Origin of the sequence: Exiguobacterium sp. s95, from assembly GCF_018618655.1 — a bacterium.
GTDB classification, from domain to species: domain Bacteria; phylum Bacillota; class Bacilli; order Exiguobacteriales; family Exiguobacteriaceae; genus Exiguobacterium_A; species Exiguobacterium_A oxidotolerans.
The window spans coordinates 269,498-281,431 of sequence record NZ_JACSMM010000002.1 but is presented as its reverse complement, the minus strand read 5'-3'; the positions used below and the strand labels follow the sequence as shown (position 1 = coordinate 281,431).

The window sequence follows — 11,934 nt, the reverse complement described above, 5'->3', positions numbered from 1 at the left end:
AATTTAGAACAAAACAAAAATCGTCTTTTTTCCTAGACTCGACTAGGAAAGAGGACGATTTTTGTTTGAACATCATGAACGTGTAGAGTCCCGGTGCTCAATCCGGTGCGGTAACGTTACATCATTTGTTTCAATTTCTTCTTGATTCAAGATTTTAGTCAACAGACGCATCGAAACTGCTCCGATATCATACATCGGTTGCACGACAGTCGTCAGCTTCGGACGAATCATCGTCGCGAGACGTGTATTATCGTGTCCGATGACTTCGAAGTCTTCAGGAACACGGTGACCTGCGTCCTGTAAGGCATGAATGACACCGAGAGCCATTTCATCCGTCCCAGCAAAGATTGCACGTGGGCACTCCTCACCGAGTTCAAGCAGTTGGTTCATTGCCTTCATTCCTGAATCATACGTGTAGTTTCCTAAAACGACATTTTGTTCGTCAAACGGAAGATTGGCTTCTTCCAGGGCATTACGGTACCCGGCAAATTTCTTCTCACCGTTAATCTGTTGCTCGAGTGGACCCGTGATGAACCCGATCCGTTTATGTCCATGATCGATCAATGATTTGACGGCGTCATATGCCGCACTCTCGTAATCGATGTTGACAGCAGGAAGATCATAGTCTTGATTGAGCGTCGCTGCTAATACGATCGGCACAGGGGATGTTTTGAATTCGCGGACTAAATCTTCATGAAGGCGTCCACCCATGAAAATGATGCCATCGACTTGTTTTCCGAGCAACGTATTCAAGAGATGGATTTCTTTTTCACGATTTTGATCGGAGTTACATAAAATGATGTTATATTTGTACATCGTCGCGACATCTTCAATCCCACGCGCTAAATCGGCAAAGAAAATATTTGAGATATCCGGTACGATGACTCCGACCGTTGTCGTTTTTTTACTTGCGAGTCCACGTGCGACGGCATTTGGGCGATACCCGAGTTGATCGATTGCATCCTGGACTTTCTTGCGCGTGGATGGCTTGACGTTCGGATTTCCGTTAACTACCCGGGAGACAGTCGCCATCGAAACAGCGGCTTCGCGTGCTACATCATAAATTGTAATATTACTGTTCAAAGCAAATTCCTCCTTATTTAAACAATCATTTCGTTTTCATTCTCATTTTCATTTTTAGACAACACGAAAGGAAGACAGGAAAAGATATCTTTCTTTTCCCATTCTTCCTTCATTGTAAAACGTTTTCATTCGCTATAGGTTACCCTTTTTACAAAATCATTGAACGTTTAGTGCCGGAAAAGTTGACGTTAAGTTTTCGACGAACGCATCGAATTCTTTAAAATCAAGTTGTTGGTTCGCATCAGACAGTGCCAATGCAGGGAATGGATGCACTTCGACCATGACGGCATCTGCCCCAACAGCATATGCAGCTTTCGCCGTCGGTAAAAGAATATCTTTTCGTCCTGTCGAGTGTGTGACATCGACCATGACAGGAAGATGCGTTTCTTGCTTCAGGATAGGAACGGCAGAAATATCAAGTGTATTCCGTGTCGCGCGTTCGTAAGTACGAATACCGCGCTCGCATAGGATGACTTGATCGTTCCCGCTCGCCATGATGTATTCAGCTGCGTACATGAACTCTTCGAGTGTTGCTGAAAGACCACGTTTTAAAAGAACGGGTTTGTTCGTACGCCCGACTTCCTTTAACAAATCGAAGTTTTGCATGTTACGTGCACCGACTTGAATGATATCAACATATGGTAAAGCAGATTCAACGGCACTCGGCGTCATAATTTCGGTAATGACATGTAAGTTATGCGCATCTGCTGCTTTTTTTAACATCTTCAATCCTTCTAAACCGAGCCCTTGGAAATCGTAAGGCGATGTCCGTGGTTTGTATGCCCCGCCACGCATGAAGCGAACACCATGCTTTGCAAGCTGTGCGGCTACTTCAAAGACTTGTTCCTCACTTTCAACGGCACAAGGTCCAGCAATCAGTTGTTGGGATCCGTCACCGATGACATCATCTCCAACACGGATAATCGTATTCGTTGGTTTTTGTTTACGTGACACGAGCAATTTACGTGTCCGGTCTTCCCCTTGTAGTTCAAGTGACGCTTTAAAAATCTCTTTGAACATATGCTGAAGGCGACCATTTTCAAAAGGACCATGGTTATTTTCGGCTATCGACTCAAGCATCTGACGTTCACGTACCGGGTCGTAACGGTCAAGCCCTTGCGCACGTTTTACTTTACCGATTTCGACGGCGATTTCGCCCCGCTTGTTGATTAATTCTAGTAAATCAGCGTTTACTAAATCAAGTTCATCGCGTAAACGCTTTAGTTCTGCTTGTTGATCCATCTGTCTACCACTCCCTAATCAGCATATAGCTCGTAATAGCAACTAATTATAGCCGACTTCATGCCGATTGTACATGATAGAACTACTCGAACCCATTCTTTTTTTTGATGTGCTCTTTTCAAATCAAATTATACAAAAAAATAAAACGTATTAGCTACTAAAAGCAGCTAATACGTTCAGTAAAATTACTTCTTCGGCTTTTTCTCGTTTGCCATGTCTGCTTGCGGATCGTTTTCCTCAGCCTCATCTTCTTGATCTTCTTCTAAATCTTCACGCAGCTCAGAAAGATCAGCGACAGTCTCTGTATCGAGTTGTTCCGCAACAGCTGCACCGTTCACTTCCTCACCGATTTCACGTTCGATGTCTCGTACGAGTTGTTCTGCTTCTGCGAGTGCTGCGTCAATGCTTGCCTGGTCTTTTTCAAAACCAGCGTATTGTGCCGCTTCTTGAACAGTTGAATTTTTTTTCGCTTTTTCGATGACCGGTGCTGCTTTATCTTTTGCCAGTTGAATCCATTCGCCGACGAGCGGCTCCGCTTTTTCACGGACCACTTGCGTCTGTTCATTCAAGCGTTGACGTGCAGGAGCTGTACGCTCATCGAGCATGCCACGCATCTCGCTTCCTGACTTCGGACTTGAAAGTAACGCAGCGACTGCACCAATCAATCCTCCAACGATGATGCCTGCTAAGAAGCCGCCACCTTTTGAAGTATTTTGGTCCTGGGCTTGGTATGGGTGTTGTTTTGTCATGATTTACGATCTCCCTTCAATTCATCTGGAATACTTTCAACATCCGGCACTGACACGACTTCCGGTGTCACCGGTGTATCTGCCTGTTTACGGAAACGGCGGCGTTGTTTTTTCTCCACCGTTGTCGTAGCCGTACTAGAAGATGAAACAGGTTGACCTGATTCCGGTTTATTCTTTTTAAAGAGTTCAACAGCGACTGAACCCCAACGAACCGCTTGAGCAATCTGTTCTTTGTTCGTATCTGCTGCCCCTGCTACTGTATCAGAAACAGTTCGAACAGAATCCGTCACTTTGTTTAGCGATGTGCCTAACTCTTCAATCGAATTCGCAACCGGCGCAAGGAGCTCTGTTTTTTCTTCGATTGTATCGACAAGACGATTCGTTTTATGTAGCAACGCCGTCGTCTCCATCATAATTCCGTCCAGCTGGCGTTCAAGTCCTGCTGTCGTGTCTGCGACATTATTTAGTGTCTTGCTTGCTGCACCAAGTACGCGCGCAAGGAAGATAACGAGCACTACGAATGCGATCGCAGCGACTAGTCCGGCGATACCGCCTAATGTGATTTCCATGATTCATGCCTCCAATTTCTTTTGCTAGTGTCTTGTTGGTAGTTCGACGTATCTCGAGTCGTTCCTGCTACTCCAATTGGTTTATTTCCGTTACAATGATAGATGAAACCTACATACGCAAATTAGAGGGGGAACTATTCATGCGCGATCCACGTCTTACACAACTTGCAACGAACTTAATTAATTATTCTGTTGCACTCGCTCCTGGTGAAAAAGTTTTAATTGAAAATTTCGGAATTGAGCGCGAATTAGTCGAAGCACTCGTTGATGCTGCCTATGAAGCAGGCGGACTTCCATTCGTCCTGTTGAAAGATAATCGTATTCTACGAAAATTATACCGAAATGCATCAGAAGAGCAACTTCAATTGATGGCTGACATCGAGCAAAAGCAGATGCAAGCGATGGACGCTTATATCGGCTTACGTGCCGGGGATAACATCAATGAATTATCTGACGTGCCATCGGACAAAATGAAGTTATACGGACAAACATTAGGGAAAATGCATACCCAAGATCGTGTTAAAGGAACGAAATGGGTCGTCCTCCGTTTCCCGACAGCTTCGATGGCTCAACTTGCCAACCAATCGACAGAAGCGTTTGAAGACTTCTACTTTGATGTCTGTACGCTGGATTACGAGAAAATGGGCAAGGCGATGGAACCACTCGTCGAGCTGATGAACAAGACCGATCGTGTCCGCCTCGTCGGGGACGGGACAGATTTAACGTTCTCGATTAAAGACATCGCCGCAATCAAGTGTGCCGGTAATGCCAACATTCCGGACGGTGAAGTCTTTACGGCCCCTGTCAAAGATTCCGTCAACGGCGTCATTTCCTATAATACACCGTCACCTTATCAAGGATTTACGTTCGAAAACGTAAAATTGACGTTCGAAAACGGAAAAATTGTTGAAGCAACGGCGAACGATACGGAGCGCATCAATCAAGTGTTTGATACAGATGCCGGCGCCCGTTTCGTCGGTGAGTTTGCGATTGGTGTCAATCCATTCATCCAACATCCGATGAAAGATATTTTATTTGACGAAAAAATTGATGGCAGTTTCCACTTTACGCCGGGTCAAGCTTACGCTGAAGCCTATAACGGAAACGATTCTTCGGTCCATTGGGACTTGGTCAACATTCAACGCCCGGATTATGGCGGCGGTGAAATTTGGTTTGACGATGTCTTGATTCGTAAAGATGGACGATTCGTCCTTCCTGAACTCGACGTCTTGAACCCGGAAAATCTAAAATAAGTAGAAAACGGATGGCCGAATCCTCTAAGGATGCAGTCATCCGTTTTTGTCCACTTATTTTTTTAGTGTCGCACGCAACATCCAAATTTGTTTTTCGATTTCTTTTGCTTGAGCCAGTAAATCATCTTCGACCGTCACGTCTTGCGCCTCTAAATGTTCAATCGCTTCAAGCATTTCTTTACGTACTTGTTGGAAGTCGCTGATGACGGATTCAACCATCTGATCGGCAGATAAGCCAGATTTTGCTTCTTCAAGCGTCGTCTGCTCCAAATATTCTTTCATTGTCGCTGAAGGATTTCCATTGTTCATCAACAGTCGTTCTGCGACAACATCATATTGCTCAGATACCCACGTGTACAATTCCTCTAGTTTAACGTGTAACGTCAAAAATTCTGGTCCTTTAATGTACCAATGATAATTATGGAGTTTTACGAATAAAACACCATAGTTTGCAACTTGTTGGTTTAGTGCTGTTTTTGCGTGATTACTAATCATCTTCGATTACCCCTCTCACGAATTGTAATTTGTTCTATATCATCTTTATCCTTAAATAACATAGAGTAAACATCTTTTTGTGGAGAATCCCGTGATGTTCTTCAAAAGTTTTCATTACTTTTGACGTTTTAACCCCTTCAGCATGTATCCCCCTTTGAAGTCGACCGAATCGAAAGCAACGAGGAATGCTTTTGGCTCATATTCTTCGACTAAACCACGCAATACTTTCATCCGCGTCCGTGCAGCAAGTACATCGAGCCGGTACCGGACACCGTCTCGTCCTTGTCCTTGGTAATGGGTGACACCAAATCCGTTATCGCGGATGACTTGAATCAGTTCAGCCGGAAATTCTTGTGTATGGACTTGAATCATATTGTAGCCAATCGCAAGTTTTCTTTCGACGAAGCCACCAATTAAAATACCGAGCCCGAATCCGAGTGCGTAGACGACCATTCCGAGCGTCGTCAAGTCACGGAACACGACGCCTAAAGCAAAGATATAGATTAACGTTTCGACCGTCCCGAAGACACCGGCGATGACAGTCCGCCCTTTGACGAGCATGATTGTCCGGAGTGTCAGGACAGGCACGTAAATGAGCTGCAATAATAAAATCAAGAAAATTTGTCCCATGTGATTGATTCCTTCCTAAATTAACATACCCCCACTATTCCAAAATTCAATTCAAGATGCAATAAAAAAATGGTTCGGCGTACGTCATCTTTTCTTAACTTCACGAAACCGACAAAAAAGGCATGGATGCCTGAATGCACCCATGCCTTTTACTGATGAAACATTTTATTTTGTTCCTTCATACTGCTGTTGGTACGTTTGGATATCCCCCGCACCCATGAACAATAGAACAGCATTGTCATGTTTACTTAAAATCGAAACATTATCTCGCGTCAAGATGTCAGAATTCGGAATCTTCTCTTGGAGATCCTCAATCCGAACTTGCCCTTCTTGCTCTCGCGCCGATCCGAAAATCTCACAGAGATACGTAGCGTCCGCTTCCCGAAGCGATGTCGCAAAATCATCCATGAATGACTTTAGGCGTGTGTACGTATGCGGTTGGAAAATCGCGATGACTTCCCGGTCCGGATATTTCTTACGTGCCGATTCAATCGTCGCACTAATTTCTTTCGGATGGTGTGCATAATCATCGACTAAAATCTGTGATCCGAAATCTGATTCACTAAAGCGACGTTTGACTCCTCCGAATGAAGCGAGACGTTCCGCGACATCCTCTTTGTTCAACCCTTCATACTGACAGATTGCGATGACCGATAAAGCATTCAAGACATGATGTTGACCGAATCCCGGAATCAGGAACGTGCCATAAAAATCATCCCGTAAATAGACATCGAATGATGTGCCGTCTGGTGTTGATGCGACATTTTCAGCGCGGAAATCATTGTTCTGTCCAAAACCATAGTAGAGGACAGGCACATTCGCTTGAATGTTTTGAAGATGCTCGTCGTCCCCACAAGCAACGATCGCTTGCTTGACTTGCATCGCCATTTCTTGGAACGCCGAAACGACGTCATCAATGCCTGTAAAATAATCCGAGTGATCAAAATCGATGTTCGTCATGATTGCATAATCTGGCTTGTAGTATAAAAAGTGACGTTTGTATTCACATGCTTCAAACACAAATGCTTTTGCCTCTTCGACACCTGCACCTGTACCGTCACCAATCAGAAATGCGGTTGGCGTGATTCCGCTTAAGACATGTGACAACAGACCTGTCGTCGATGTTTTACCGTGTGACCCTGTGATTGCGACTGAACGATATTCGTCTGCTAGGTGACCTAAAAAATCGTAGTAATGATAAATTGTTAAACCAAGTTCATTTGCCCGCGCGATTTCTGGATGTTCATCACCAAACGCATTTCCTTGAATGATGATTTGATCTTCTTTGATGTTGTCGGCGTTGAACGGGAAAAACGGAATACCTTTCGCCCGTAAAGCGTCCTCAGTAAAGATGTGTTTTTCGATATCAGAACCTTGTACTTGATGGTTCATCTCATGTAATACTTGGGCAAGTGCACTCATTCCAGTCCCTTTAATCCCAACAAAATGATACTTTGTCATATAAAAGCCCTCCAATTCACGTTCCGGTTCGTACCATCGGGCTTGGGTACAAAACCTGTACCATTATAGCAAACCGACTTATTTTTTACCATGTAAATTATTTTGTTCACGTCGTGCACGATACATCGCCATTAAGTCTTTAGTTGTCATCACAACGTTGACAGGCGGTCCAACAGGTTTCTTGACTGCACTTGACTGTACTTGTGTTTTTTCTTCAGCGCGCTTTTCCGTGAAGACATGTTGTTCTTGCACGGTTTCCGTCTCAAGGACATGTTCGACGGTGTTTTCCGAAGAAATCTCATCTCCGTTTTCGACGGGAGGTTGTTCCGTGTCTTCACTTAAAGATGTCACTTCTAATGATTCATCTTGTTGTTTTAGTTCAGTAACCGGTTCTTCTTCAACTGGCTCTTGTTCCGTTAGAGCTGAATCAAAAGATTCTACAGCAAATGCTTCAGTTGATGACTCGATTGATGGGTCAGGGTTGAGTAGTTCAGAATCCGTCACTGGAACAAGACCTGCGTCTACTTCGGTTAAGTCCGTCTGTTCCATCGTCTCGATCCCTGACGCTTCAATTGTTTCATCTGTCATGTTCTCAAGCGCCTCATCGGTTTTTCCCTCTTCGGTTTTTCCCTCTTCTGATTCACTTGAAACGTCCATTTCCGATTCAATCGAAGTTACATCTTCTTGGATCGACCGTTGCTTTTTAGGCCGTTGGAATCCGTAAATAGGCGATGGAACATCCGTCAACACGAAGCGATCTTCTCGCTCTTCTTTTTTCGGTCGTTCGACTGGAGTCGTCTCTTTTTCGCCCGCTAATTCCCGTCGAATCCGTGCCGCTTGTTCCTTCAATGACTGTTCGTAACGATTGCTCATTCCTTCACCCCTCCATCTTGTTAAAAAATCGGCCGAATCAACGGCCGATTAAGAATGCCTCTCCAGTATGTGCTGAATCCTCTAATACAAGAATTCCTTTTTCTTGTGGTGCGTCTGGTAATGCGAGTTCACGGGCAGAACACAGCATCCCGCTTGACGGTATACCTCGAAGTGCAGAAGGTCGAATGATTAAACCGGATGGCATGACCGCTCCTGGTTTAGCAACGACAACTTTTTGTCCTTCTGCGACGTTCGGCGCGCCACAAACAATTTGAAGTGTGTCTCCGTCCACCTCGACTTGGCAAATCGATAGTTTATCCGCATCCGGATGTTTTTCACAAGAGCTAACGTATCCAACAACGAATTTTGGTGAGTAATCGATGTCATCGATTACAAGCGCTACGCCGTTGTCCGCTAAAACGCTTTGAATTTTTTTGACGAGTTCGGGTGTCAGTTCAACTGGTCCGACTGCATTCAATTCAAATTGCTGTGACGCTTCAAAAATATTATATCCAATCACGCGCTCATGATGGAAAATCGTCGCGACAGCACCTGCACGTTCAGCCGTAACTTCCGCTCGTGGTGCATCTGATAAGATGACCATCAAGACGTCTCCGACACCTTCTTTATTATAAAACACATTCATTCAATCCATGACTCCCTTCAGACTTTCTCACAATGCTTATTGTATCAGATTATTCAAGGTTTCGGATGCTTGTTTTTCGCAAGGACGAAGACCGGTTCAAGATTTCCGTCTTCATATAGGAATGGGAGTGCCGTAACCGGTACACGTCCGTTTGTGAAGAAGTCAAACATTAGCTGTTGCAAGACATCATAGCCCGCGTCATTTCGGATATCCGCAAAAATTAAGACGTCCTGATGAGGAATCCCAATCGAAAATTCGCCTGTCACTTTGTCTGCATAATCTGCTAACAATTGTTTGTTGAGGACGCGGCTAGCCTCATAGCCATCTCCTGTACTCAAGAAATAAAAGACATTTCCTGCGACTTCATCGACCTTGAATGGTGCTTCGAGCGACTTCAAGTTGAAGCGTGCTGCTTCAGACAAGTGTTCAGTCGTCCACCCCGCCTGTTCAACTAAATCTTCATCAATTAGGCGATAGGTCGCTCCTAAGTCAAGAGCGTACATGATTTTTGTTTCACCCGTATGTGGCGTACTGATGATTCGCTTGCCATCTTTCGTTTCGTCAGCGAACGACTTCGCTCGAATGACTGGTAATACTTTTTGTTCATTTCCGACTAATGAGACAGGCTCCGTTTGTTCTAGAACCGCTTTGATGTACTCAATCGTCTCTTCAACAGCAATGACACCTCGCCGCTTTGCCTTTGCGACGAGCGGGTTTAATCCAAGGTCAACGCCCGTCCGGTCTTGTTTTCGTTCAATCCGAAGGACCGATTTTTCACGATCAAAGTACGTCGTATAACGTTCTTCTTCAAATGCTTCCGTCACCATACGGCGAATTTGTTGCAGTTCCATGGGTCATTTCCATCCTTTCTTAATGAAAAAAAGCGAGACAGCGCTCGCTTTCGTGTCAGACTGTTTCTAAAAATTCGGTCACTTGTTCAGGTGTTTTACGTTCTTTTCCGACGTAACGTCCTGTTTCTTCGTTTCCACGATAGGCAACGAAACTCGGAATGCCGAAGATGTCCATTTCCTGGGCAATTTCCATATGTTCATCACGGTCGACGTAATAAAATTCAAACTCACTGAATTTACTTTCGATTTCTGGCATGAACGGATCGAGAAAGCGGCAGTCCGGGCACCAGTTTGCTGAAAAGAGAAAAACAGCATTTCCTTGCTTCGCTGTTTCAAATAGTTGTTGAGAATCAAGTTTTTTCATGGTAGTTCCTCCTTTGATTACTTCTTAATTTCATTGGGTACATCATAGCATATTCGAATGTTTCTGTGCGTTTTCACGCTCTGTTTGCTATACTTCAACTAGAAAACGCCTTGAAAGGAAATCACTATGACGGACCAACCTATTAAACATCCATTCGAACGTTTCGTCGGCTTCGTCGGAATGACGAGTTGCCTTCGCTACGGTTACTCTTTTATCGATTCTGAACGAGGATTACCTGAGATTTTAACATTCTTAGTTATCGGGTTTGCGATTATCCTTGTCCTTGAAGCACTCGGGAAACGTGTCGCCCGAAAGTTACCAGTTGTCCGGATGCGTTACTTGACCCCCCTCTATTTAATTTATCTCTACGTATTTCTGACGAGTTTCTACTCGAGTTCGTTCGGTTTTTCTTTATAATGACAAAAGGGACTGACTTAAAAGCGTGAACGACTCTCAATTAATTAGAAATGGCCGACGATCCCGTGAAAAGTGGGATCATCGGCCTTTTGATTGATGGAGGACGGAAACGTCCGCCACAAGGATTATTTTTTTTGACTTATGAGTCAGCCCTTTTTTTAGATTCAATAGTCGATTTTTAAATCGCCGTCCTTAATACGTCCATACCGGTACAATACCCGATAAATTAGATAACTGATGATTGCCGGAGCGACGAAACATAGGATGCCGACAGCAAGATAATATTCTGTCGTGAAGCCCATTGTCTTCAGTACCATCAATGGACCAACTAATCCGCTCGTCCCCATTCCAGAACCCGCCGGATTACTCTCGAGACTGAACAAGACTGTCGCGAATGGTGCCAACAACGCACCGGCAAGCGTTGGGGGAATAATCGTCCACGGATTACGGATGATATTTCCGACTTGAAGCATCGATGTCCCGACCCCTTGTGCAATCAATCCACCAATCCCGTTATCACGATAACTGATGACACCAAATCCAATCATTTGGGCTGCACAACCGATCGTCGCTGCCCCTGCGGCTAATCCATCCAGTCCTAACATGATGCCTAAAGCAGCACTTGAAATGGGCGCTGTCAATGCGAGCCCCATGACCGTCGCAACAAAAATCCCCATCAGCAGCGGTTCGCGTTCCGTTCCCCAGCGAATGACTTCCCCGAGATCCGTCATCAACGTTCCAATCCAAGAACCGATATACTTCCCACTTAAAAAGCCGATCACTAACGTAAGTAAAGGTGTCACGATAATATCGAGACGCGTCGTTTTTGAAAACAGTTTTCCGGACTCCGTCGCAATCAACGCCGCGATATAGCTCCCGGCAGGTCCGCCTGCTTCATAACCGAACGCTCCGACAACGACTGCTGAAAATAAAATCAACGGCGGTGCCTCTAAAGCGAACGCGACAGCAACACCAATCGCTGGTCCTGTCAACGCAATCGCTTGATCCCCAATCGTGACGAGAATCGATGCATCGACTCCACGTGTCATCAAACCGTCGCCAATCGTTTTCAGAATCAATCCCATAATCAACGAGCTAAATAAACCGAGCGCCATATAACTGAGCACTGTAATGAAATAAATCCGAGGGCTTAATGATATTCCTTTATCTTTTAACAAGTCGCCACGTCCTTTTCGTCAAATCAACGTTATTATAACAAATTTCCCATAAAAGAAAACACAAATGTTATTCCATTTGACAAGACATGTGTTTCGCGAAAAAGAAGGTGAATTTGTCCATAG

General features: G+C 44.6%; 14 protein-coding genes. 2 read left to right on the top strand and 12 right to left on the bottom strand.

The window, feature by feature from the left end; all coding sequences use genetic code 11:
- Positions 1-72 precede the first annotated feature (72 nt).
- The 4 genes from ccpA to KNP99_RS06085 form a co-directional block, all read right to left on the bottom strand.
- Positions 73-1,083 (bottom strand): catabolite control protein A, encoded by a 1,011-nt coding sequence (gene ccpA, locus KNP99_RS06100; RefSeq protein ID WP_088837632.1) that lies wholly within the window; start codon positions 1,081-1,083, stop codon positions 73-75.
- 156 nt (positions 1,084-1,239) lie between these two features.
- Positions 1,240-2,325, bottom strand: coding sequence for a bifunctional 3-deoxy-7-phosphoheptulonate synthase/chorismate mutase (locus tag KNP99_RS06095; protein ID WP_088837633.1), 1,086 nt, complete (start codon positions 2,323-2,325; stop codon positions 1,240-1,242).
- A gap of 185 nt (positions 2,326-2,510) precedes the next feature.
- The gene (locus tag KNP99_RS06090; RefSeq protein ID WP_214766590.1) at positions 2,511-3,074 is read right to left on the bottom strand and encodes a YtxH domain-containing protein; all 564 of its coding nucleotides are present in this window, start codon (positions 3,072-3,074) and stop codon (positions 2,511-2,513) included.
- Complete coding sequence (locus KNP99_RS06085) at positions 3,071-3,643, bottom strand: DUF948 domain-containing protein (protein ID WP_029331178.1); 573 nt, start codon at positions 3,641-3,643, stop codon at positions 3,071-3,073. The genes KNP99_RS06090 and KNP99_RS06085 overlap by 4 nt, the downstream gene beginning before the upstream one ends.
- A 140-nt stretch (positions 3,644-3,783) precedes the next feature.
- On the opposite strand from KNP99_RS06085, the gene KNP99_RS06080 reads away from it, so the two are divergent.
- The gene (locus tag KNP99_RS06080) at positions 3,784-4,896 is read left to right on the top strand and encodes an aminopeptidase (RefSeq protein WP_088837635.1); all 1,113 of its coding nucleotides are present in this window, start codon (positions 3,784-3,786) and stop codon (positions 4,894-4,896) included.
- A gap of 54 nt (positions 4,897-4,950) precedes the next feature.
- Here KNP99_RS06080 and KNP99_RS06075 read toward each other — a convergent pair whose 3' ends face one another.
- The 7 genes from KNP99_RS06075 to KNP99_RS06045 all read right to left on the bottom strand — a co-directional run bounded on the left by KNP99_RS06075 (position 4,951) and on the right by KNP99_RS06045 (position 10,216).
- Positions 4,951-5,391, bottom strand: a complete 441-nt coding sequence (locus KNP99_RS06075) for a Dps family protein (RefSeq protein WP_029331180.1) — start codon at positions 5,389-5,391, stop codon at positions 4,951-4,953.
- A gap of 114 nt (positions 5,392-5,505) precedes the next feature.
- Positions 5,506-6,021, bottom strand: a complete 516-nt coding sequence (locus KNP99_RS06070) for a DUF5698 domain-containing protein (protein WP_088837636.1) — start codon at positions 6,019-6,021, stop codon at positions 5,506-5,508.
- A gap of 165 nt (positions 6,022-6,186) precedes the next feature.
- Positions 6,187-7,482 (bottom strand): UDP-N-acetylmuramate--L-alanine ligase, encoded by a 1,296-nt coding sequence (murC, locus tag KNP99_RS06065; RefSeq protein WP_214766592.1) that lies wholly within the window; start codon positions 7,480-7,482, stop codon positions 6,187-6,189.
- A 78-nt stretch (positions 7,483-7,560) separates the two neighbouring features.
- A complete protein-coding gene (locus KNP99_RS06060) occupies positions 7,561-8,355 on the bottom strand; it encodes a hypothetical protein (RefSeq protein WP_215193110.1) in 795 nt (264 codons plus the stop codon).
- A gap of 37 nt (positions 8,356-8,392) precedes the next feature.
- Positions 8,393-9,001, bottom strand: coding sequence for a YtpR family tRNA-binding protein (gene ytpR / locus KNP99_RS06055; protein WP_214766594.1), 609 nt, complete (start codon positions 8,999-9,001; stop codon positions 8,393-8,395).
- Between the two features lie 53 nt (positions 9,002-9,054).
- A complete protein-coding gene (locus KNP99_RS06050) occupies positions 9,055-9,852 on the bottom strand; it encodes a DUF1444 domain-containing protein (RefSeq protein WP_088837640.1) in 798 nt (265 codons plus the stop codon).
- A gap of 55 nt (positions 9,853-9,907) precedes the next feature.
- Positions 9,908-10,216, bottom strand: coding sequence for a thioredoxin family protein (locus KNP99_RS06045; RefSeq protein WP_029331186.1), 309 nt, complete (start codon positions 10,214-10,216; stop codon positions 9,908-9,910).
- Between the two features lie 126 nt (positions 10,217-10,342).
- On the opposite strand from KNP99_RS06045, the gene KNP99_RS06040 reads away from it, so the two are divergent.
- Complete coding sequence (locus KNP99_RS06040; RefSeq protein WP_214768760.1) at positions 10,343-10,633, top strand: hypothetical protein; 291 nt, start codon at positions 10,343-10,345, stop codon at positions 10,631-10,633.
- A 164-nt stretch (positions 10,634-10,797) separates the two neighbouring features.
- Here the strand turns inward: KNP99_RS06040 and KNP99_RS06035 are convergent, their stop codons facing one another.
- The gene (locus tag KNP99_RS06035; protein WP_088837641.1) at positions 10,798-11,811 is read right to left on the bottom strand and encodes a PTS sugar transporter subunit IIC; all 1,014 of its coding nucleotides are present in this window, start codon (positions 11,809-11,811) and stop codon (positions 10,798-10,800) included.
- Positions 11,812-11,934 lie beyond the last annotated feature (123 nt).